We start from the raw sequence: 21,632 nt of genomic DNA on the forward strand, positions 1-21,632 counted from the left end.
CTGCGGTCGCCCACCGCCGTGCGCCCCACTCTGCGGGCCGGCGCTCCAGTACGGACCTCCAGGAAGGCACCCTCGTGTCCTCAAAACCCGCTTCCCACCTGCACCTTGCCGTGGCACTCGACGGTACCGGCTGGCACCCTGCCTCCTGGCGGGAGCAAGCGGCCCGCCCCCGGGACCTGTTCACGGCCGGTTACTGGACCGATCTGGTCGCCGAGGCCGAGCGCGGCCTGCTCGACTTCGTCACCTTCGAGGACGGGCTCGGCCTGCAGTCCTCGCACTACGGCGTCCTGGACGGCCGCACCGACCAGGTCCGCGGCCGCCTCGACGCCGTACTGATCGCGTCCCGCATCGCGCCGCTCACCCGGCACATCGGCCTGGTGCCGACGGTGGTCGCCACGCACACGGAGCCCTTCCACATCTCCAAGGCCATCGCCACCCTCGACTACGTCAGCACCGGCCGGGCCGGCCTGCGCGTGCAGATCAGCGCCCGCCCGCACGAGGCCGACCACTTCGGCCGCCGCACCTTCCCGCCGATCAGCCTGGAGGAGTTGCGGACGCCGGCCGGGCAGGAGCGCCTCACCGATCTGTTCGACGAGGCCGCCGACCACGTCGAGGTCGTGCGGCGGCTGTGGGACAGCTGGGAGGACGACGCCGAGATCCGGGACGTGGCCACCGGCCGCTTCGTCGACCGGGACAAGCTGCACTACATCGACTTCGAAGGGCGGTTCTTCAGCGTCAAGGGTCCGTCCATCACCCCGCGCCCGCCGCAGGGGCAGCCGCTGGTCACCGCCCTCGCCCACCAGACCGTTCCCTACCGGCTCGTGGCCCGTCAGGCCGACGTCGGCTACGTCACCCCGCACGACGCCGAGCAGGCCCGCGCGATCGTCGCCGAGATCCGCGCAGAGCAGGAGACGGCCGGACGAGCAGGCGAACTCCTGCATGTGTTCGGTGACTTGGTGGTCTTCCTGGACGATGACCGGGCCGCTGCGGAGGACCGGCGCGCGCGCCTCGACGCCCTCGCGGGGGAGCCGTACACCAGCGACGCCCGGATCTTTGCCGGTACGCCCAGCCAACTGGCCGATCTGCTGCAGGATCTGGCAGCGGAGGGTCTGACCGGTTTCCGGCTGCGGCCCGCCGTCGCCGGCCACGACCTGCCGGCCGTCACCCGTGGCCTGGTCCCCGAACTCCAGCGCCGGGGCGTCTTCCGCACCGCCTACGAGGCCGACACCCTCCGCGGCCTGCTCGGCATGACCCGCCCCGCCAACCGCTACGCCGCGACCGCCTGAGCCGGAAGGACCGCACCCGTCATGAGCAAGCCGCTGAAGCAGATCCACCTGGCCGCGCACTTCCCCGGTGTCAACAACACCACCGTGTGGAGCGACCCGGCCGCCGGCAGCCACATCGAGTTCAGCTCCTTCGCACACTTCGCCCGGGCCGCCGAACGCGCCAAGTTCGACTTCCTGTTCCTCGCCGAGGGCCTGCGGTTGCGCGAACAGGGCGGCCAGATCTACGACCTGGACGTCGTGGGCCGCCCCGACACCTTCACCGTGCTCGCCGCGCTGGCCGCCGTCACCGACCACCTCGGCCTGACCGGCACCATCAACTCCACCTTCAACGAGCCCTACGAGGTGGCCCGCCAGTTCGCCAGCCTCGACCACCTCTCCGGCGGCCGCTCCGCCTGGAACGTGGTCACCTCCTGGGACGCCTTCACCGGCGAGAACTTCCGCCGCGGCGGCTTCCTGCCGCAGGAGCATCGCTACTCCCGCGCCAAGGAGTTCCTGGCCACCGCGAACGAGCTCTTCGACTCCTGGCACGGCGACGAAATCCTCGCCGACAGGGTCACCGGCACCTTCCTGCGCGACGCGAAGGCCGGCGCCTTCGTGCACCAGGGGCAGCACTTCGACATCCATGGCCAGTTCGACGTCCCGCGCTCGCCTCAGGGCCGTCCCGTCATCTTCCAGGCCGGTGACTCCGAGGAGGGCCGCGAGTTCGCCGCCTCGTCCGCCGACGCCATCTTCAGCCGGCACGCCACCCTGGAGGGCGGCCAGGCGTTCTACACGGATGTCAAGAAGCGTCTCGCCAAGTACGGCCGCCGCAACGACCAGCTGCTGATCCTGCCCGCCGCCACCTTCGTCCTCGCCGACACGGATGCCGAGGCCCAGGAACTGGCCCGTGAGGTGCGCCGTCGGCAGGTCAGCGGGGCCACCGCCATCAAGCACCTGGAGTTCGTCTGGAACCGGGACCTGTCCGCCTATGACCCGGAAGGGCCGCTGCCCGACATAGACCCGGACGTCAGCGACAACCACATCTCCAAGGGCCGCGCCCAGGTCCGGATGTACCGCGACCCGCTGGCCACCGCCCGCGAGTGGCGCGCACTCGCCGCCGCGAACAACTGGTCCATCCGCGACCTGGTCATCAACACCGGCAACCGCCAGACCTTCGTCGGCTCCCCGCAGACCATCGCCAAGACCATCAACGACTACGTCCAGGCCGACGCCGGCGACGGCTTCATCCTCGTCCCGCACATCACGCCGACCGGTCTCGACGAATTCGCCGACAAGGTCGTCCCGCTCCTGCAGGAGCAGGGCGTCTTCCGTACCGAGTACGAGGGCACGACCCTCCGTGACCACCTGGGTCTCGAGCACCCCGACTTCGTCGACGACCGGGTGGCGTCGTGAAGTTCCTCGCGATCACTCTGATCGTGCACCGACCGGATCCGCTCACCGGGATACAGAAGTCGACCGAGGACCGCCTAAGCGCGAAGCACTCGACAACGCCGTTCGGGCACACCGTGCTCCACCCGCACGCCGAGGCGGGCGGGCTGACGGAGCACCAGCACCGTGCCTCCCTCGAGCTGTTCCAGTCCAAGATCGCGCCCGTGCTGCGCCGTGAGATCCCGGACCCCCCGTTCGCATGGGGACCCGTGCTTCCGGCGTCACCGCTCACCCAGGAGTCCGTCCATGTCTGACATTGCCCTCGGCGTCCTCGACCTGGTCCCGATCCCCTCCGGCTCGACGGCAGCCGATGCCCTGCGGAACTCCATCGACCTCGCACAGCAGGCCGAGCGTTTCGGATATGCCCGCTACTGGTTCGCCGAACACCACCTCAATCCGGGCGTGGCAGGTACGTCCCCGGCGGTCGTCCTGGCCCTGACCGCGTCCGCCACCTCCACCATCCGGCTCGGTTCCGGTGCCGTGCAGCTCGGGCACCGCACGGCACTGTCCACCGTGGAGGAGTTCGGTCTGCTCGACGCGCTGCACCCGGGCCGCTTCGATCTGGGCCTGGGCCGCTCGGGCGGCCGCCCGCCGGGACAGCCGGCCGCACCGTTGCCGACGGCGACCCCTGTCGTCGACGGCCACACCCCGAACGGCCTGTTGATCCCGCCCCGCTTCTCCTTCGACCATCTGCTCGGTTCACCCCGCATCGCGCTGCAGCGCAGGCTGCTTCTGCTGCCGGGTGCCGAGTCACAGGACTACGCCGAGCAGATCGACGACATCCTCGCCCTGCTCGCCGGCACCTACCGCTCCCCGGAGGGCATCGAGGCGCACGTCGTGCCGGGGGAGGGCGCCGACCTGGAGCTGTGGATCCTGGGCAGCAGCGGTGGTCAGAGCGCCGCTGTCGCGGGCGGCAACGGTCTGCGGTTCGCGGCGAACTACCACGTCAGTCCGGCCACGGTCCTGGAGGCGGTGGAGGGCTACCGGTCGTTCTTCCAGCCTTCCGAGTTCCTCGACAAGCCGTACGTCAGCGTCTCGGCGGATGTCGTCGTCGCCGAGGACGACGCCACCGCCCGCGACCTTGCCACCGGCTACGGCCTGTGGGTTCGCAGCATCCGCACCGCCGAGGGCGCCATCGAGTTCCCGACGCCGGAGGAAGCGCGTGCCCATACCTGGACCGATGAGGACCGTGCCCTCGTCCAGGACCGCCTCGACACCCAGTTCGTCGGCTCACCCGGCCGGGTGGCCGACCAGTTGGAGCAACTCCAGGAGGCCACGGGCGCGGACGAGCTGCTCATCACGACGATCACCCACGACCACGCGGACCGGGTCCGTTCGTACGAACTGCTCGCGGAGGAATGGCGTCGACGGGGTCACTCCTTCCAGCCGAGCTGATGCGGTGGAGTACCCCACCGAACGCTGCACGGGACGCTTCGGCGCGGTCCGCCTTGTCACCGCGCCGACAGCGGAAGGCTTATTTGGCGGACGTACGCGACGATTTGGCCGAGCCGGGCGCTTGCACAGCCGCCCGGTACCAGTCAGGCCGACGCCAGGCCGCTGAGGAGCAGAGCCAGTGACTGGTGCGGGCTCCGTCCCGCGGTGTCGACGACGACGCGCTCGCGGTCCCACGGTTCGTACCTCCGGTCGACGACCTGCTGCCCGTCCGGCAATGGCAGACCTGGCATGTCGGCCGACCGCGAGGTCACGCGGCGCCGGTGCTCCGCCGGATCCGGGCAGACCACCTCCACCTCGACGACACGCCCGCCCGTCCCGACGGCCGTGTGCCGCCAGGCGTCACGCATCACACTCAGTGGATTGACCGATTCCGCGATCACGGTCAGCCCTTGCCGCAGATGTTCCTCGGCCACGGCATGTCCGACGGCGTAGCCCACGGAACCAACCGGGTGCCGGGCCACGCCGGAACGGACGATCGCCCGCTCGATGGTGCCGACCCGCAGAGGGACCGCATCGATCCGGGTCGCCAGGAGACGGGCGAGCGTGGTCTTGCCGATGCCGGGCAGGCCGCCCATGACGATGAGCACAGGATCACCCCTCCGTCAGCCGTCGCGAAGAAACGTCGTACGCCCGCGCGTTGCGCACGAAGAGCTCGTGCAGGTCGCGGACCGCCCGCGGAACGGAGCCGGAATGGCGGCGCTGCAGTACCAGCAGTACGTCGGTGGCATCCCCCGCGAGCGACCGCACAGTGATCGCGCCCCGTCGCTCCAGCGGGTCGCCGACGACGCTGAAGTCCGGCAGGACCGTGGCCCCGAGCCCCTCGGCCACCATCAGCTTGCCCATCTCCGCGCCGTCGGTGGAGTACGAGAACGACGGAGTCCGGCCGCGGAGCAGCCGGTGCACGAAACGGTGCATCACATAGCCGGACCGCATCACGACCAGCGGCTCGGCCAGAAGGCTGTCCGCGTCCACCGCATCCAGGGCCGCCAGCGGGCTGTCCGGACGCACGCACACCACCGGCCGGCCGCAGAGCAACTCCGTCGTCTCGAAGCCGGGCGGCATGTCGTCGCCCCGAAGGTAGTTCACAAGTCCCAGGTCGAAGGCGCCCTCCAGCAGCCCGCGGTGGATGTCGGCCTGCTGTGCGCCGACCAACTCCACCTGGGTGACCGGGTGCGAGGCCCGGAACTCGCGTACGGTCGGGATGACCAGCGGCACGGTAGCCGTGTTCACCGTGCCGAGGCGGACCATGCGGCTGATGCGGTGCTGGTCGCCGGCCGCGCCGCGCAGCCGGTCGACCGAGTCCAGCACGCTCATGATGTGCGGCAGCAGCTCGCGTCCCTCGTCACTGATCTTCGCTCCTGACCGCTTGCGCTCCAGCAGGTCCACGCCGAGCTCGCGCTCCAGGTTGCGTACGGTCTCGCTGAGCGCCGGCTGGGACAGGTGCAGCTCCTCGGCGGCCCGCCGCAGCGAACCGAGCCGTGTGACGGCAGCGATGTATTCGAGCTGTTCGATACGCACGAACAGGAGACTGCGCCTTCCTGAGGACCGGGTTCAAGGGAATCCCTGTCACAACCTCGTGAATACCGACTCTCACCATGTGGAATCTCATCCGGGCATTCTTGACCGGCCGGACTTCCTCCTGGTTCGATCGGTGGCATGAAGCGACAGGACCTCACGCGGCGGCGCCACGTCGACCTTGCGCGTGTCTCCAGTGCCTTCTGTCGCTGTCGGGTCTGAGCGCACCCGAGGGTAACCCTCCCACTCGCTCCCTCCACGACTTCCTTCCGTGAATTCCGATCCCGGCTTCTTTCCGTCGTGACGCCGGCTTTCCCGGAAACGCCGCTCCAGCGTGTCTGGTTTCCCCGAGCTCATTCGTCCTGCCGGCGCAGCATTCCCCCGCGAGGAGTTCCCATGCCCGCGTCCTCCGTATACCCCGGATCCGATCCCGTCCGTTTCGCCTACTGGGTGCCGAACGTCAGTGGTGGTCTCGTCACCAGCAAAATCGAGCAGCGCACCGACTGGGGCTACGACTACAACCGCGAACTCGCCGTCCTCGCCGAGCACAACGGCTTCGACTACGCGCTCAGCCAGGTCCGCTACATGGCCAGCTACGGCGCCGAGTACCAGCACGAGTCGACCAGTTTCAGCCTTGCCCTGCTGCTCGCCACGCAGCGGCTGAAGGTCATCGCCGCCGTGCATCCGGGCCTGTGGCACCCGGGTGTGCTGGCCAAGCTCGGAGCCACCGCCGACCACCTGTCGAACGGCCGTTTCGCCGTCAACGTCGTATCGGGCTGGTTCAAGGGGGAGTTCACCGCTCTCGGCGAGCCCTGGCTGGAGCACGACGAACGCTACCGGCGCTCCGAGGAGTTCATCCGCGCCCTGCGGCAGATCTGGACCGAGGACCATGCCGAACTCGCGGGTGACTTCTACCGGTTGCGTGACTTCTCCCTCAAGCCCAAGCCACTCATCACCCCTGAGCGCCCGCACCCGGAGATCTTCCAGGGCGGCAATTCGACCGCCGCCCGTGCCATGGCCGGCCGGGTCTCCGACTGGTACTTCTCCAACGGCAAGGATTTCGACGGTGTCACCGAGCAGATCGACGACGTCCGTGTCTCCGCCGCCCGAGCGGGCCGTACGGCACCGAGGTTCGGCCTCAACGGCTTCCTGATCGCCCGCGACACCGAGGCCGAAGCCCGCGAGACGCTCCGCGAGATCGTCGTCAAGGCCGACGCCCAGGCCGTGCACGGCTTCCGCGACGCCGTCCAGCAGGCCGGCCGGTCCACCGGCGACGGCAAGGGCATGTGGCAGGACTCCGGGTTCGAGGACCTCGTCCAGTACAACGACGGCTTCCGGACTGGTCTGATCGGCACCCCTGAGCAGATCGCCGAGCGGATCGTCGCCTACAAGCGGCTCGGGGTCGACCTCTTCCTCCTCGGCTTCCTGCACTACCTGGAGGAGGTCGAGTACTTCGGCAAGCGGGTGCTGCCCCTGGTGCGCGAACTGGAGACACAGGAAGCCGCGTCCGAGCCCGCCGCCGCCCGCGCCTGACCGCGCCCGCACACGAAACGACGAACCGAAAGGTCCCTCCCATGGCCACTGTCCTGTCCGTCTCCGGAAGCCCCTCCGCCACCTCCCGCACCGCTCGGCTGCTGCGCCACCTGGACGAGCGGCTCATCGCGCAGGGGCACGAGGTGATCGCGCTGGACGTTCGCACCCTGCCGGCCGAGGCGCTGCTCGGGGCCGACTTCGGTCACCCGGCGATCGTCCGGGCCACCGCCCTGTTCGACCAGGCGGACGGGGTGGTGATCGGTACCCCCGTCTACAAGGCCGCCTACTCCGGGCTCCTGAAGTCCCTGCTGGACCTGCTGCCTCAGTACGCGCTGGCGGGCAAGACGGTCCTCCCGCTGGCCACCGGCGGCACCACCGCCCACGTCCTGGCCATCGACTACGCACTGCGCCCGGTGCTGGCCTCCATGGGCCCTGCGCACATCACACCGGGCTGGTTCACGCTCGACAAGGACATCACGGTGGGCGAGGACGGCACACTGGCCGTCGCGCCGGGATCGGCCGCGGCCCTGGCGCAGGTCACGGACCAGTTCTCGGCGGCGCTGGGTGGCCGTACGACGCTGCTGGCGGCCGCCGGATGAGCGTCGCGCACGTCATCGCGGACGACGCCGAGGCCCTTGCCGTGGCCGCGGAGCTGGCCGCCGGCTTCCGCAAGGGCGCCGCCGAGCGGGACGCGCGGCGCAGGCTCCCGCGCACGGAGCTGGAGCGGCTGTCCGCCTCCGGGCTGCTCGCCGTGACGGTGCCCGCCCGGTTCGGCGGCGCCGATGTCCGTGCGGACACGCTCGCCGAGATCTTCCGACTGCTGGCCGCCGCCGACGCCAGCCTGGCCCAGATCCCGCAGAGCCACTTCGTGTACGTCAACGTGTTGCGCCGGCAGGGGACCCACGAGCAGCAGGAGTTCTTCTTCGGCGAGGTACTGGCCGGCAAGCGGTTCGGCAACGCCCAGTCCGAGGCGGGCACCCAGCACGTCCAGGACATCCGCACCCGCCTCGCCCGGCTCCCGGGCGGGTCGTACGTCCTCGACGGCGTCAAGCACTACTCCACCGGCGCGCTGCTCGCCCACTGGATCCCCGTCCTCGCCCGCACCGAGGACGACACCCTGCAGGTGGCCTACGTACCGCGCGACGCCCCCGGCCTCACGGTCGTGGACGACTGGGACGGGATGGGACAGCGCACCACCGCAAGCGGAACCGTCCGTCTGGAGTCGGTGGCGGTGCCCGCCGACCGTGTCGTTCCGCACCATCTCACCTTCCAAGGTCCCCAACTCCACGGCGCGGTGGCTCAGTTGCTGCACGCGGCCATCGATGCCGGGATCGCCTCCGGGGCGCTGGCCGAGGCGGTGGAGTTCGTCCGTACGAAGAGCCGCCCCTGGTTCGAGAGCGCCGCCGAAGGGCACACGACCGCCGCGGAGGATCCGCTGCTGATCCAGCGGTTCGGCGAACTGGCGATCAGTGAACGGGCTGCCGAAGCGTTGCTCCGCGAGGCCGCCCGCGCGGTCGACGACGCTCGCGCCGACCTGAACGACGACTCGGCCGCCAAGGCATCGATCGCGGTGGCCACCGCGAAAGTGACGGCGGCCGAGGCCGCCGTCGAGATCGCCAGCGCCCTGTTCGAGGTCTCCGGTACCCGCTCGGCGCTCGACTCCCTGGGCCTGCACCGCCATTGGCGCGACGCGCGCACCCACACCCTGCACGACCCGGCCCGCTGGAAGGTCCAGCACATCGGCCGTTACGTGCTGGGCGGCACCAAGCCGCCGCGACATGGCCTGCTCTGACGAACCCTCAACAAAACACCGATCGGAGCCCCCACGTGTCCCTCACCTTCCACTGGTTCCTGCCCACCAACGGCGACAGCCGCCACGTCGTCGGCGGCGGCCACGGCACCCCTGCCACGGAGTCCGGGCGTGACCGGCCGCCGACGGTCGCCTACCTGAGCCAGATCGCCCGTGCCGCCGAGGACCTCGGCTTCGTCGGCGCTCTCACGCCGACCGGCGCGTGGTGCGAGGACGCGTGGCTGACCACTGCCATGGTCAGCCAGAACAGCGAGCGGCTGAAGTTCCTCGTCGCCTTCCGCCCCGGCTTCGTGTCGCCGACGCTCGCGGCGCAGATGGCCTCCACCTTCCAGCGGCAGACCGGCGGGCGTCTCCTGCTCAACGTCGTCACCGGCGGCGAGAGCCACGAGCAGCGGTCCTACGGCGACTTCCTGGACAAGGACGCGCGGTATCGCCGTACCGGCGAATTCCTGCAAGTCGTCCGGGGGTTGTGGGAGGGCAGGACCGTCGACCTGTCCGGCGAGCACCTCCAGGTCGAGGACGCGAAGCTCGCCCGGGTGCCCGACCCGGTGCCCGAGGTGTACTTCGGTGGATCCTCGGCGATCGCCGGGGAGGTCGCCGCGCGGCATGCCGACGTCTACCTCACGTGGGGGGAGCCGCCGGCGCAGGTCGCCGAGAAGATCGCCCGGATCAGGAGGCTGGCCGCGCAGGAGGGTCGCAGCGTCCGCTTCGGAATCCGGTTGCACGTCATCACCCGCGACACCTCCGAGCAGGCCTGGGCCGTGGCGGACCGGCTGCTGGCGGGCTTCGATGCGGAGACCGTGCGGCAGGTTCAGGCGGGGCTCGCCCGCAGTGAGTCGGAGGGCCAGCAGCGCATGCTGGCCTTGCACGGGGGTGGGAGCCTCCCCCACGCTCGACTTCGCTCGCGCGGGGGGACCCCCACCGGGCTGGAGATCCATCCCAATCTGTGGGCGGGCATCGGGTTGGTGCGGGGTGGGGCGGGGACCGCCCTGGTCGGAAGTCACACCGAGGTTGCCGAGCGGATCAAGGAGTACGCCGCGTTGGGGATCGAGGAGTTCATCTTCTCCGGGTATCCGCATCTGGAGGAGGCGTACTGGTTCGGCGAGGGCGTGCTGCCGAAGCTTCAGGCGCAGGGTCTGTGGCGGCATCCGTACGGGCAGGAGGCAGCCCCCGCCGCCCAGGTCCCCTTCGCCGGTGCCGGGAGCGCGCGATGACCCAGGTGATCGCCGACGACGCCGGGGCGGTCGCCAAGTGCCCGCGAGCCCACCCTGCGCGACGCTGACGGCGTCCTGCCGTGCATGCCGATGCGGCGAACGGTCGGACGACTGGAGCGCTGGGGCGAGGAGGCTGACATCGACGGCTTCAACCTCGTCTACGCCACCACCCCCGGCACCTCCGTCGACCTCGTCGTCCCGGAACTGCGCGCCCGCCGGCAGCCTCCGGGGCAGGGACGAGCACCCGGCCGCCCGCCATCGCGAACTCGCCACCCGGGCCTGTGAATCAGCCGGAACAGGCCGACTTTCCTAGTTTTCCTATCGAATTACTAGGGAAACCGTTGACGGTGGTCGAAGAGGTGGGTGAGGATGATGAAGCCGACGCGTCACTGCGCACGCCGCGCTCCCGCGCCGCATTCGCCGGTCACCGCGTCGCCCTCGGCCCCCTGGAGGAAGACGCCATGACCACAGCGCTCGCCGCAGCGACAGCCGCAGTCGTATGAAGCGGGTGAGGGTGTGACGGTGACGGCGGACGAGGTGACCGACGCGGGAGCCGGGCAGGTCGACTGGCTGCACATAGCCCGTGAGCTGGCGGACGACCTGGCCACGGACGCGGTCGAGCGTGAACAGGCCGGCAAGGCACCGTTCGACGAGGTGGCGCGGTTGCGCGAGTCGGGACTGCTGACACTCCCGGCACCGGCGGAACTCGGGGGAGGCGGCGGGGACTGGCGCACGGCCTGTGCGGTCATCCGGACCGTCGCCGCTGCCGACGGGGCCATCGGCCACCTGCTGGGCAACCACTACTTCCTGTCCTGCACCCCCCGGTTCTTCGCCGACCGCACCCGTGCCGAGCGTATCGAGCGGGAGTCGACGGCGGGGCGGTGGTGCTGGGGAGGCGGTATCGGCTCACCTGAACCACCACTGATCCTGACCCCCACGCCGGGGGGCCATCTGCTCACCGGCTACCAGAGGTATGCCACCGGAGTCGGGGTCGCCGACCGGCTGGTGGTCCGAGCCGCGAAGTACGGCACCGGTGAGCCGTTGGCCGTCCTGGTCGACCCCGCCCGCCCGGGCGTCGTGAGCGGCGGCGGGGACGCCTTCGGCCAGCGGCTCGCGGCCGGCGGCGGCGTGGAGTTCGATTCCGTGCCGGTCGCGGCCGACGACGTGCTCGGCACCGTCTCGGCGGACGAGGGCGTCCTGTCACCCTTCGCCGCTCTGGCCGCGCCGACCGCGCGTCTGGTCGCCGTCCAGTTCTGCCTCGGCGTGGCAGAGGGTCTGCTGGCCGAGGTCCGCGAGTACGGAAGGGGGATGAGGTTCCCCTGGCAGCCCTTCTCGCCGCAGCCCTGGCCGGACAGTCCGCCGCGGGCTTCCTACGCGCTGACCGTGTACGGCGAGCTCGCCGTCGGCGCACGTGCCGCGTCCGCCCTCGCCGAGCAGGCGGTGGACGCCCTGGTGCGAGGCCTCGCCCGGGGTGCGGACCTCGACGACGAGGAGTGCGCGGAGATCACCGTCCTCGCGAGCGTGGCCGAGTCCGCCGCGTCCCGGGCCGCGCAGGAGATCACCACCCGTGCCCTGGACGTCATCGGTGCCGACGCCGCCTCCACACGGCACGGCTTCGACCGCTTCTGGCGCAACGCCCGGACACACACCCTGCGCGAGCCGGTCGCCCACAGACTGCGCGAGGTGGGCGACTACTTCCTCAACGGCACGCACCCACCCTTCGCCCTTCCCGCCTGACCGGGAGAGTGAGGGTGCGGGGCGGACACGACAGTGATGGATAATCGCGGCATGCGGATCTCGGCGCGGGCGGACTATGCGGTGCGGGCGGCACTGGAGCTGGCCGCGGCAGGGGGCGAGGCCTCGCTCAAGGCCGAGGCGATCGCCTCGGCGCAGGGCATCCCGCACAAATTCCTGGAGGGCATTCTCGGCGACCTGCGCCGGGGCGGTCTTGTGGTCAGCCAGCGGGGCGGCAAGGGCGGTTACCGGCTCGCCCGCCCGGCGGAGTCGATCGCCGTCGCCGACGTCATCCGCGTGGCGGACGGCCCCCTGGTATCGGTGCGGGGAGTGCGCCCACCCGAGCTCTCCTATTGCGGTCCCGCGGAGCCGCTGCTGCCCCTGTGGATCGCCGTACGCGCCAACGTCCGCAAGATCCTCGGCGAGGTCACCCTGGCTCAAGTGGCCGCGGCCAAGCTGCCCGACGAGGTCCTGAGCCTCGCGGAGGACCCCGGGGCCTGGACGAATCCCTGACCGACGTCCGGTGAACGACAGAGATCTGCCGGCGCCGCGGGTCTACGGCCACCAGCATCGACGAGTCGCCCTGCAGCCGGGTCCAGCAGCCGTTCCGCCTCCGCGCGGCGATCCGGCTCGGCGACCCGGCGCAGCTTCAGGGCGAGTTCGATGTTCTTGCCCGCCGTCAGCCACGGGAGCAGGCGTGGTCCTGGAACATCAGGGCGGGGCGGCCGTCCCTGCCGATGGAGCCGGCGGACGGCCGGTCCGGTCCGGCGACAGGTTGAGCAGCGTGGGCTCGCCTCAGTCCGAGGCCCCCAGGAGGGTGACGAACTCGCCCGGTGCGACATCGAGTGTGATGTCGTCCAGCACGAGCTGCGATCCGCCGGGCGTTGCCCGGGGCGGGGAAGGACTTCGAGACGTGCTCGATGCGGGCGGCGTGCGTCACCGCCGCGGTGTCCTCGGCCGTATTGGTGACCGTGGTGGCCACGGTCGCCACCTCCTGGGAACTCAGCGGGGCCTGCCGGTCGTTACTCGGCGCCGAGACCGGCGTCGTCGACCGCGTCCTTGTCTTCGGCCTTGAGAACCTTGTTGAGCAGCGTGAGGTCGTAGATGCCCTTCAGGTCGGGCTTGTCCAGCAGGCCGGCCTTCACCGCGTGCTCCGCCTCGGTGTTGAGCGTGGAGGCCAGCGGGTCGTCGAGGAAGGTGATGGACTTCCAGGCCGGGTCGATGACCTCGGCGGGCAGCGCCTTGCCCGACAGCTTCTCCAGCGCCGTGTTGGCGGCCGCCTTCGCCTTGTCCGGGTTCGCGTTGATCCACGCGTTGGTCTTCACGGAGCCGCGCAGTACGGCCTCGACGACGTCGGGGTGCTCCTTGAGGAACTTCTGCGACACGATGATGTTCGTGATCACGAACTTCTTGCCGGGCCACAGCGTCGACTCGTCGAGCAGCACCTTGCCGCCCTCGGCGACCAGCTTCGACGCGGTCGGCTCCGGCACCCAGGCGCCGTCGATCGAGCCCGCCTTGTAGGCATCCGGGGTGATCTTGTTGTCGGTGCGGACGACGGAGACGTCGCCCTTGCCGCTCTCGGCGTCCACCTTCCAGCCCTGGTCCGCGATCCAGTTGAGGAACGCGACGTCCTGGGTGTTGCCGAGCTGCGGCGTGGCGATCGTCTTGCCCTTGACGTCCTTCAAGGACTTGATCTTCTTCGGATTGACGACGAGCTTCACGCCACCGGAGGCGGAACCGCCAACGATCCGCAAGTTCTTGCCGCCCGACTTGGTGTAGCCGTTGATCGCCGGGGACGGGCCGATCCAGCCGATGTCGATGGACCCGGCGTTCAGCGCCTCGATCTCGGAAGGGCCGGCGTTGAAGGTCGAGGCCTTGATCGTGGTGCCGCCGAGCTCCTTCTGGAACAGACCCTCCTGGACGCCCACCAGAGCGGTGGCGTGGGTGAGGTTGGGGAAGTAGCCGATCTTCACTTCGTCGGCGGAGAGCTTTTTGGCGCCTGCCGCGGCAGCCGGGGTCTGCTTGCCGTCGTCGGTCGATTTGGAGCCGTAGCCGCATGCGGTGAGCAGAAGCGGAAGCGTAGCCATGACGGCGAGGGTGCGCAGGGTGGTGAGCGGTCTTGCGGCAGACACGGAGGTGTCCTCTCAGGGAAGGAGGGGTGATCGAGGAGGTGTGGAACGGCGTGCTGAAGTCTCAGACCGGCTGACAGATGGAACTGGACGTACGGCCGAAGTCGATGTGACGACGCGAGGTCAGCACGGGCAGCACCCGGTCAGCGCAGCTGAGCACTCCCATGGCCACCCCCTGATTCCTAGTTTTCCTACCTGACCGCTAGGGATCGTGGCAGAAGGTGGCACCCACCCCAAGGGGGCATTCACATGATGGACGTGGTTATCTCAATATTCGGGATCAAAGGTGATCGGCCCAGTGTGTCAGCGGTTTCCCTGGACGCTCGGGATCGCTCACACGCAGCGGTGAACTGATCGGCGACCCGCTCGATGTGCCGACCAGACGCTCCCGGTGCTCACCGGGGCCGTACAGGAAGTGCGCCCGGGGGCGAATCGACCGCTCGGCCTGGCTGCCGAACGCTGTCGACCGCGGTGAGATCGACCTGGCTGTCCACGTCACCGAGGTGACCGCCGCGGCGGTCACCGCCGTGGGCGATGCTGCGCTGGTACGCCGCCCTCGGCTGGAATCCGCCCGCCGCCCCGGCCCCGCTGCCTCTGGTCGCCGTCAATGACCCCGGTGTCATCACCGCCGTGCGCTTGCCGCCGACCACACCCCGGCCACCGCCGTCGAGGCCGGCTGTCCCGCGGTCGTCCTCGACGACGGTGGCCGGACTGGGCGTCGCGCTGCTCAGGCCGACACTCCGAAGGCCGAACCTGGTCGGCGGCCTGTCCGCGGTCGCTCCGGTACGGCTCAGCGCGAGCGCCCGGCGTGGCGCCGATCCCTCACTTGCCGGCGCCGCCGTCGAGGCGGTCCGGCGCTGTTCGTCGCCTGCGCGACCGACTGTTTGCCTGGCCGCACGGGCGGGCCTGGCGGGCCTTCACGCGTGGTGAGACGTTCTGGTGCGGGTGCAAGGCGCCCACTTGACGGGACTCGGCCGCGCCCTGACACTCCAATACGGGAACCATAGTGGATCGGTAGGGAAAGATGGACTGTCCAGTGCTGGGCCTCGGCCGTCGAGCCGTCCGCATCTCCGTCCGTCCACTGCTGCTGCTGCTGACGTCCCGCCGCCACATCGACCTGCTGCGCGTCTGCAGTGCGGCGAGTTCCCTGCGCAGTGAATGCTTTACGCCCATCAGCGTCTGATCCCACGCCAGCACCGCATCCCGGCCGTGCCGAAGCCGCCGCGAGCCGTCACTCCCGTATGCCTGTATGCCTGCGACCCAGCACCCCAGGGAGACGCATGTCCGCCACATCCCCGACAGCCGTGCCGTCCTTCCGGAGCAGGATCGGCCATGACGCGCGCAGCGGCTACTACGCCGCGCCGCAGCGGTACCGACTGCACCTCTCGCTGTCCTGTCCGCACTGCCTGCAGATCGCCGTCACGCACAGCCTGCTCGGCCTCGACGACATCCTCCCGGTGACGCTGCTGCCCGCCCTGCCCGACACCTCGGACGGCGGACACCTGGCACTGCGCCCGTTGTACGAAGCCAGTTCGCACCAGCACCCCGGACCGGCCGTGGCACCGGTCCTCAGCGACAACTGGACCGGAACGATCGTCAGCACCCACACCCCCGACATCCTGCGGGACCTGGCCCGGCGGTTCGGCGGACACGGCCCCGATCTCCACCCCCGCGGTGCCGAGAAGGCCATCGAGACCGTTGGCCGACTCTGCGAGCAGGGCATCACCTGGGCCGCCCAGCGCGCGGGGCAGTCCGACGGCGACCCGGCGGCACGCGACACCGCACTGGCCACCCTGCTGCGCACGCTGGATGTGCTGGAGTGGAGGCTCGCCTCCCAGGAGCACGTGCTGGGCGGCGAACTCACCCTCGGCGACGTCCAGTTGTGGGTGACGCTCGTGCAGCTGGACACGGTGCACCGCCACCACCTGGACGCCGCCGCGGTGCACCGCGTCACCGAGCACCCCCGCGTGTGGGCGTACGCACGGCGGCTGGCGGCACACCCCGCCTTCGGCTCCCACCTCGACCTGGACGGCATCGCCCGGCGGCACCACGCCCACTGCCGGGGCACGGAGGCCGCCGGTGCGGCGGTACAGATCGTGGACTGGATGGCGTACGCACCGCGCAAGGAGCCGGAGGGCGTGCGACAGCCCGGCTGACCGGATACGCACAGTGGGAGAGCCCGGGGGGCCGCGGTCCGATAGCCGAGGCGCTGAACCGAAACCCCTGCAGGACCGGAGAGGCGGGGGTGGCGGACACGCCGTCGGTTGATGAGGCGGCGAGCAGCTGACGCAGGCGCTCGGCTGGGGTTTCCAGTCGAGCGTTTTGCGTCTGTGTCTTGGTTCGGCAGGCCGTCCGGGCTGCGCGCTGATCTTGTGCCTATGGACGGCTGCCCCGCCGAGACCGGGCTGTTCATCCGCCAGACGAGCGGAACGACATCACGAGCTCAAACCCAGTAACCGGCGACCAGTGGTTGACCTCCACGCTGCGGGTTTGGAGACCGCGCTGTCCGTCGGGGGGCGTCTTGTAGGCGCCATTGCCCACGCTGATCCACCGTCCGCGCGGGGCGGCACGGAGAGTGATGCGGCCCCCGAAACACGCCTCAGCACCTCTGAGCAAGCGTCAGGAAAGTCAGCAAACGGTCAGCCCGAGGCCGCAGCTGCCGGACAGTTCGGCGATGTCGCCGCGTTTCATGACTCCGCCAGCAGTCCACGCAGGCGGGTGCCCGTCAGTCGCCCGGCCAGCGACTCCGCACGCCTGCGCACGGCCGGCATGACGAGCAGCACGGTCAGGACACCGACCACGACTCCTGCCGCCACGTCATGGGGGTAGTGTGCGCCGACCCAGACCCGCGAGGCCACCATCGCGCCGGCGGCGACGACGGCGACCGAGCCCAGCCGCCGGGAGACGAACAGCAGGGCGATGGCCGCGGCGGCGGCGATGGCCGCGTGGTTGCTGGGAAAGGACCAGTCGCCTCGTGCCGGACACGCCTCCAGCGTGACCACCCGCAGGCTCTGGCAGGGCCGGTCCTCGCGCACCAGCAGCTTCAGTGCCGCGTCCACTCCGTAGGCCACGATCACGACGAGCGGCACGGCGAGCGCCGTCACCGAGGCGGTGGCGCCGGCCCGGCGGGCTCGCCACCAGCCGACGACCATGAGTACCGCGAACAGGGCCAGACCGTACGTCGACCACACCGACACGGTGTCGTTCAGCCAGGCAGGAGCGCGCCGGGCGAGATCCACCACATCCGTGTAGGCCGCGCCGTCGACCGACGAGCCGTCGAGGGCGAGGATCATCCCCGGGCCTCCTTCGCCTTCGATTCCCGCCGCGAGCGCAACATCTCGGAGACGAGCGGGATCAGTGACAGGGCCACGATCACCGCGACCATCGGCAGCAGATACCGGTCCACGTTCGGTACGGAGGAGCCCAGCGCGTAACCCGCGAGTGTGAGACCGAGGCTCCACCCCAGCCCGCCGATCACCTGCCAGACGGTGAACGTCCGCACCGGCACCTGCAGGGCGCCCGCCATCGGGTTCAGGACCGTACGCACCACCGGAACGAAGCGGGCCAGCACGATCGCCTTCGCATGCCCATAGCGCTCCAGCAGCTCCTCCGCACGCTTCGCTCCCTCGAGCAGGCGGGCCGAGCGGCTGCGGGCGAGCAGGGCGCCGCCCGCTCTTCGGCCCAGGAGAAATCCGCACTGCGAGCCGGCCAGTGCCCCCACCGCCGCCGCGACAAGGAGCGGGGCGAGCGACAGCTTCAGGCCGCGGTCGGCGCTGCCGGTGCACAGCAGACCGGCGGTGAACAGCAGCGAGTCGCCCGGCAGGAAGAAGCCGATCAGCAGCCCGGTCTCGGCGAACAGCACCACACACACGCCCAGCACGCCGAAGGCGGACAGCAACGACCGCGCATCCAGCACATTGACGGCGAGCTGCGACGGCAGGTGCGTTGCTGTGGTCAACGTCGGGAGCCCTTTCATCGTTCTTCCTGACAGTCGGGTGCGGCGGAAGAAACAGCACCCGACAAGTGACTACAATGATGTAGACGGTCTACTCACTGTAGACGACAGCGGAGTGAGGAACGTTCCCATGACCGACGGACGGGACGTGAGGCGGCCGGCCGGTGAGCTGGAAGCGGCCGTCATGGTGGCGCTGTGGGCTGCTGGGATCCCGCTTACGCCCGGTCGGGTTCAGAACGAACTCGGCTCCGGCTTGGCCCGGACAACGGTGGCGACGATACCGACCCGTCCGCACGGAAGGGCGTGGGCAGTCGCGAACGGCAGGGGCGCGGCTACGCCTACGTTCCCGTGCAGGACGCTCAGGGTCTGACCGCCAGGCGCATGCACACCGAACTCGACCGGGACGCCGACCGGGAGACGGTCCTGGCCCGCTTCGTCGCCCAGCTCGGCCCCGGCGACGAACAGGTCCTGCGTCAGCTCCTGGACGGTGACGATCCATGACGGCTCTGCTGTTCGTACCGATGATTCTGCTCTTCCTCACGTCGAGGCCGGCCCGCGACCGCTCGACCGTCTCGCCCCCGCCGCCGCGCTGTGGGTCCTCACCGCATCGGATCTCGCGCTGGCGGGAGTCTGCGTCGCCGTCCTCGGCGCCCTCATCCTGACCAGGTTGCTCAGGCTTCCCCATCGGCAACTCCGCCGCCCAGGGCGAGCTCTCCCTCGCCCTCCTGTTGATCATCGGGTTCGGCCTGCACAACGCCACCGAGGGCTTCGGCATCGTCGCCCCCCTGACCGCCGAGGGTGAACGCCCCTCCTGGCTCACCCTGCTGTGGCTCGGCCTGACCGGAGGCGGCCCCACGTTCCTCGGCACGCTCGTGGGCCAGCACCTGGTCAACGACACTCTGTCGATCGCCTTCCTCGGCCTCGCCGCCGGTTCGATCCTCTACGTGGTCATCGAGCTGCTGGCCGTCGCCCGCAGGAACGGGCTGAAGACCCTCACGACCTGGTGCATCCTGCTGGGCCCCCTGCTCGGTTTCGCCACCGACGCCGTCGTCACGGCGGCCGGTGCCTGAACGCCCGGCGACACTTCCGCGCCGGCGAACACGAGCCTCTGTTGCCCCGGCTGCTCCACCTGCAGCGTCGCAAGACGCGAGTCGAGCCCGGGTTCCTGGTCGGCCGACCCGGCACGGGCGAGGTGGGGTGGGCCCGCGCGGCTGACGGGGTGTTTCCGGGTGCGGGTGACTTGTGCGGGCCGGAGCCGGATGCGGGCGTCGAGGCCGCCGTGGGGTGCGGCGTCGAGTGTGACGTCGCCACCGCTGGCCTGGGTGAGTCGCTGGACCATGGACAGGCCGAGGCCGGTGCCGTCGTGGTGTGCGTCTGGGGCACGCCAGAACCGGTCGAAGGCGCGTTGCCGTTCGGTTTCGGTCATGCCAGGGCCTTGATCGACCACGTGCAGTTCGGCCATGGGTGGGGTACGGCCGTTGTCGGTGGGTGCCGGAGTGGTTGCGAGGGTGATGGTGGTGCCGGGAGGGGACACCCGCAGTGCGTTGGAGAGCAGGTTGTCGATGATCTGCTCGAGTGCTCCCGGGACTGCCCACACCGGTCCGGCCCTGGTTCCGGCCACCGCGATGTCGACCCGCTGTTCACCGGCGAACGCGGTCCAGATGGCCGCGCGGTCGGTCACGACGGCGTCGAGGTCGACGACCTCCGGTGTGGTCGCCGAGTTCTCCAGCCGGGCCAGGGCGAGCAGCCCCTGCACCATGCGGCTGAGCCGTCCCACTTCGCCGATCGCTTCGCCCAGGCTGTGCTGGGCGCAGGGGGCGAGATGGGGCTCGAAGTTCTCAAGGCGCAGGCGCAGCGAGGTCAGCGGGGTCTTCAGCTGGTGTGACGCCTCGGAGGCGAAGGCTTCCTGGGCGCGGAGCAGGTGCTGGAGCCGGCTTGCCGTGCAGGTGAAGGAGGTGGCCAGTTGTCGCAGTTCCGGCGGCCCGCGGTCGGTGGCGGGAGGGTCGGTGAGGCGGCCGTCGGCGAGTTGCCTGGTGGCGTGATCCAGGGCCCGGAGGGGACGGGTGACCCAGCGGGCCAGTGCGAAGCCGATGAGAGCGACCACGGCCAGCACGCCCAGCCCGACGAGGGCGAGCGCGATCCAGGTGGCGTGGACTTTCTGAGCAAGTGGGTCAAGGGAGTACAGAGTCCGTACGACGCAGGGCACTGTGTCGCTGGAGGTGCCTGGCACGGTGGCGAACAGGACTTTGCCGCCCGGGGCGAGGTCGTGGCTGATGCCGGTGGCGGGCCGGTCGCTCAGGGCGGCGGCGATGTCCGGTTGGGAAGAGAAATTCCTCCCTACGGTGGTGGCGGTTGTGGTGTCGGTGAGGACGATGCCCCTCCGGTCGGTGACGACCACGCCGCTGCCGGTGCGTCGAGCGTAGCTGCGGGCGAGTTGGGGCAGGTCGGAGGCCAGTCCGTGCTCGAGTTTCTCCTCGCACACCGCGGCGAGGGTTACCGCGCCCAGTTCCGCGGTGTGGGAGAAGCGGTTCAGCTCGCTGCGGGCGTAGACGAAACCGAACGGCACTTCGAGGGCGAGGAGGACGAGCGCCATGAGGGTGAGGTAGCTGAGCAGGAGGCGGCGGGTCATCGAGTACCTGTGCGGGGCTGTTCGGGCGGTACCTGGGAGGGGGCGCCGGCCCTTTCCGGCGGCGGTACGAGACGGAAGCCGATGCCGCGGATGTTCTCGATCCAGGAGGGATCACCGAGTTTGCGGCGCAGGGCGGAGATGTGGACGTCAAGCGTCTTGGTCGGGCCGAAGTAGTGCGGCTCCCAGGCGGTGTCGAGGATCTGCTGGCGGGAGAAGACGGCTCCGGGATCCTCGGCGAGGCAGACGAGGAGGTCGAACTCCCTGGGAGCCAGGGCGATGGGCGACCGGTGCAGGTGCACTTGACGGGTGCGGCGGTCGATGGTCAGGGGCCCGATTCGCCGGGCGCCCGGTACACCGTCCCGGTCCGGGCCGCCGGGCTCCGTCAGGGGACCTCCCGGGTCGATGGATGGAGCGCCGGTCCGGCGCGTGACGGCGCGGATACGGGCCACCAGTTCCCGGGTTCCGAACGGCTTGGACAGATAGTCGTCCGCGCCCAGTTCCAGGCCGAGCACGCGATCGACTTCGGAGTCCCGGGCAGTGATCATGATGATCGGGACGGCGGAACGGGCCCGCAGTTCCCGGCAGACGTCGATGCCGTCCATGTCGGGCAGTCCCAGGTCGAGCAGCACCATCTCCGGTTCCCCGGCGGACAGGCCGTCGGCACCCGTCCGCGCATGTTCCACGGTGAACCCGAAGCGGCACAGCCCTTCCATCAACGGTGCGGCCACCCGGTCGTCGTCCTCGATCAGCAACACGTGCATACCGTCAGGCTCACAAACGGCATGCGCATCGTGCGGGGAAATCGCCGGTGCATTCCCCCGTGCAGGTGAACCTGTCCGAGGCGGTCCTGTGGCGTCGGGGCAGGTGAGGTCCCCGATGGGCTCGTTGGAATTCCACCGGATGGCGCAGTCGCGGGCCAGGAGTGTGCGCGGACATCCAGTGTG

The 21,632-nt window shown here is 70.2% G+C and carries 20 protein-coding genes and 3 pseudogenes; 15 read left to right on the forward strand and 8 right to left on the reverse strand.

Annotated elements, in window-relative coordinates:
- Positions 1 to 74: 74 nt before the first annotated feature.
- The 4 genes and pseudogenes from ACWC21_RS33710 (at position 75) to ACWC21_RS33725 (ending at position 4,109) form a co-directional block, all read left to right on the forward strand.
- Entirely contained in the window at positions 75 to 1,286 is a 1,212-nt protein-coding gene (locus ACWC21_RS33710; RefSeq protein ID WP_450887463.1) for an LLM class flavin-dependent oxidoreductase, read from the forward strand.
- Positions 1,287 to 1,307: 21 nt separating this feature from the next.
- Positions 1,308 to 2,678 carry an NtaA/DmoA family FMN-dependent monooxygenase gene (locus ACWC21_RS33715; RefSeq protein ID WP_450887465.1) on the forward strand — a complete coding sequence of 457 codons (1,371 nt, stop codon included), beginning with the start codon at positions 1,308 to 1,310 and terminating at the stop codon, positions 2,676 to 2,678.
- 98 nt (positions 2,679 to 2,776) lie between these two features.
- Positions 2,777 to 2,968: pseudogene (locus ACWC21_RS33720) on the forward strand (LLM class flavin-dependent oxidoreductase); the annotation flags it as partial.
- The gene (locus ACWC21_RS33725; protein WP_450887467.1) at positions 2,961 to 4,109 is read left to right on the forward strand and encodes an LLM class flavin-dependent oxidoreductase; all 1,149 of its coding nucleotides are present in this window, start codon (positions 2,961 to 2,963) and stop codon (positions 4,107 to 4,109) included. The pseudogene ACWC21_RS33720 and the gene ACWC21_RS33725, both read left to right, overlap by 8 nt.
- Before the next feature lie 143 nt (positions 4,110 to 4,252).
- On the opposite strand, the gene ACWC21_RS33730 is transcribed toward ACWC21_RS33725, so the two are convergent.
- Together ACWC21_RS33730 and ACWC21_RS33735 are read right to left on the reverse strand one after the other, a co-directional pair.
- The gene (locus ACWC21_RS33730; RefSeq protein WP_450887469.1) at positions 4,253 to 4,756 is read right to left on the reverse strand and encodes an AAA family ATPase; all 504 of its coding nucleotides are present in this window, start codon (positions 4,754 to 4,756) and stop codon (positions 4,253 to 4,255) included.
- Positions 4,757 to 4,760: 4 nt separating this feature from the next.
- A complete protein-coding gene (locus tag ACWC21_RS33735) occupies positions 4,761 to 5,687 on the reverse strand; it encodes a LysR family transcriptional regulator (protein WP_450887471.1) in 927 nt (308 codons plus the stop codon).
- 138 nt (positions 5,688 to 5,825) lie between these two features.
- On the opposite strand from ACWC21_RS33735, the gene ACWC21_RS33740 reads away from it, so the two are divergent.
- The 8 genes from ACWC21_RS33740 to ACWC21_RS33775 all read left to right on the forward strand — a co-directional run bounded on the left by ACWC21_RS33740 (position 5,826) and on the right by ACWC21_RS33775 (position 12,488).
- Positions 5,826 to 5,906, forward strand: coding sequence for a putative leader peptide (locus tag ACWC21_RS33740; RefSeq protein ID WP_351225063.1), 81 nt, complete (start codon positions 5,826 to 5,828; stop codon positions 5,904 to 5,906).
- Between the two features lie 174 nt (positions 5,907 to 6,080).
- On the forward strand, positions 6,081 to 7,217 hold the full coding sequence (gene sfnG / locus ACWC21_RS33745) for a dimethylsulfone monooxygenase SfnG (RefSeq protein WP_450887473.1): 1,137 nt from the start codon (positions 6,081 to 6,083) through the stop codon (positions 7,215 to 7,217).
- 41 nt (positions 7,218 to 7,258) lie between these two features.
- Positions 7,259 to 7,816: an NADPH-dependent FMN reductase gene (ssuE, locus tag ACWC21_RS33750; RefSeq protein WP_450887475.1), complete on the forward strand. Its 558-nt coding sequence runs from the start codon at positions 7,259 to 7,261 to the stop codon at positions 7,814 to 7,816.
- On the forward strand, positions 7,813 to 9,009 hold the full coding sequence (locus tag ACWC21_RS33755; RefSeq protein WP_450887477.1) for an SfnB family sulfur acquisition oxidoreductase: 1,197 nt from the start codon (positions 7,813 to 7,815) through the stop codon (positions 9,007 to 9,009). The genes ssuE and ACWC21_RS33755 overlap by 4 nt, the downstream gene beginning before the upstream one ends.
- Positions 9,010 to 9,044: 35 nt before the next feature.
- A complete protein-coding gene (locus tag ACWC21_RS33760; RefSeq protein ID WP_450887479.1) occupies positions 9,045 to 10,241 on the forward strand; it encodes an LLM class flavin-dependent oxidoreductase in 1,197 nt (398 codons plus the stop codon).
- Positions 10,242 to 10,325: 84 nt separating this feature from the next.
- Positions 10,326 to 10,526 carry a hypothetical protein gene (locus ACWC21_RS33765; RefSeq protein WP_450887481.1) on the forward strand — a complete coding sequence of 67 codons (201 nt, stop codon included), beginning with the start codon at positions 10,326 to 10,328 and terminating at the stop codon, positions 10,524 to 10,526.
- 231 nt (positions 10,527 to 10,757) lie between these two features.
- A complete protein-coding gene (locus tag ACWC21_RS33770; protein WP_450887483.1) occupies positions 10,758 to 11,978 on the forward strand; it encodes an acyl-CoA dehydrogenase family protein in 1,221 nt (406 codons plus the stop codon).
- 51 nt (positions 11,979 to 12,029) lie between these two features.
- Positions 12,030 to 12,488 carry an RrF2 family transcriptional regulator gene (locus ACWC21_RS33775; protein ID WP_450887485.1) on the forward strand — a complete coding sequence of 153 codons (459 nt, stop codon included), beginning with the start codon at positions 12,030 to 12,032 and terminating at the stop codon, positions 12,486 to 12,488.
- Positions 12,489 to 12,529: 41 nt separating this feature from the next.
- Here the strand turns inward: ACWC21_RS33775 and ACWC21_RS33780 are convergent.
- A pseudogene (locus ACWC21_RS33780) lies at positions 12,530 to 12,957 on the reverse strand (ATP-binding cassette domain-containing protein); the annotation flags it as partial.
- A gap of 40 nt (positions 12,958 to 12,997) precedes the next feature.
- Positions 12,998 to 14,107, reverse strand: coding sequence for an aliphatic sulfonate ABC transporter substrate-binding protein (locus tag ACWC21_RS33785; RefSeq protein WP_450887487.1), 1,110 nt, complete (start codon positions 14,105 to 14,107; stop codon positions 12,998 to 13,000).
- 1,021 nt (positions 14,108 to 15,128) lie between these two features.
- Here ACWC21_RS33785 and ACWC21_RS33790 point away from each other — a divergent pair.
- Positions 15,129 to 15,287: a hypothetical protein gene (locus ACWC21_RS33790; RefSeq protein ID WP_450887489.1), complete on the forward strand. Its 159-nt coding sequence runs from the start codon at positions 15,129 to 15,131 to the stop codon at positions 15,285 to 15,287.
- 97 nt (positions 15,288 to 15,384) lie between these two features.
- Positions 15,385 to 16,260, forward strand: coding sequence for a glutathione S-transferase C-terminal domain-containing protein (locus ACWC21_RS33795; RefSeq protein WP_450887491.1), 876 nt, complete (start codon positions 15,385 to 15,387; stop codon positions 16,258 to 16,260).
- Between the two features lie 531 nt (positions 16,261 to 16,791).
- On the opposite strand, the gene ACWC21_RS33800 is transcribed toward ACWC21_RS33795, so the two are convergent.
- Positions 16,792 to 17,397, reverse strand: coding sequence for a phosphatase PAP2 family protein (locus ACWC21_RS33800; protein ID WP_450887493.1), 606 nt, complete (start codon positions 17,395 to 17,397; stop codon positions 16,792 to 16,794).
- Positions 17,394 to 18,080 carry a DedA family protein gene (locus ACWC21_RS33805; protein WP_450887495.1) on the reverse strand — a complete coding sequence of 229 codons (687 nt, stop codon included), beginning with the start codon at positions 18,078 to 18,080 and terminating at the stop codon, positions 17,394 to 17,396. Before ACWC21_RS33805 ends, ACWC21_RS33800 begins: the two co-directional genes overlap by 4 nt.
- Before the next feature lie 109 nt (positions 18,081 to 18,189).
- Here ACWC21_RS33805 and ACWC21_RS33810 point away from each other — a divergent pair.
- Positions 18,190 to 18,560: pseudogene (locus ACWC21_RS33810) on the forward strand (BlaI/MecI/CopY family transcriptional regulator).
- A gap of 439 nt (positions 18,561 to 18,999) precedes the next feature.
- Here the strand turns inward: ACWC21_RS33810 and ACWC21_RS33815 are convergent.
- Entirely contained in the window at positions 19,000 to 20,688 is a 1,689-nt protein-coding gene (locus ACWC21_RS33815) for a sensor histidine kinase (RefSeq protein ID WP_450887497.1), read from the reverse strand.
- The gene (locus tag ACWC21_RS33820) at positions 20,685 to 21,449 is read right to left on the reverse strand and encodes a response regulator transcription factor (RefSeq protein WP_450887499.1); all 765 of its coding nucleotides are present in this window, start codon (positions 21,447 to 21,449) and stop codon (positions 20,685 to 20,687) included. The genes ACWC21_RS33815 and ACWC21_RS33820 overlap by 4 nt, the downstream gene beginning before the upstream one ends.
- Positions 21,450 to 21,632: the final 183 nt, after the last annotated feature.

It is taken from the genome of Streptomyces sp. NPDC001348, assembly GCF_053597535.1.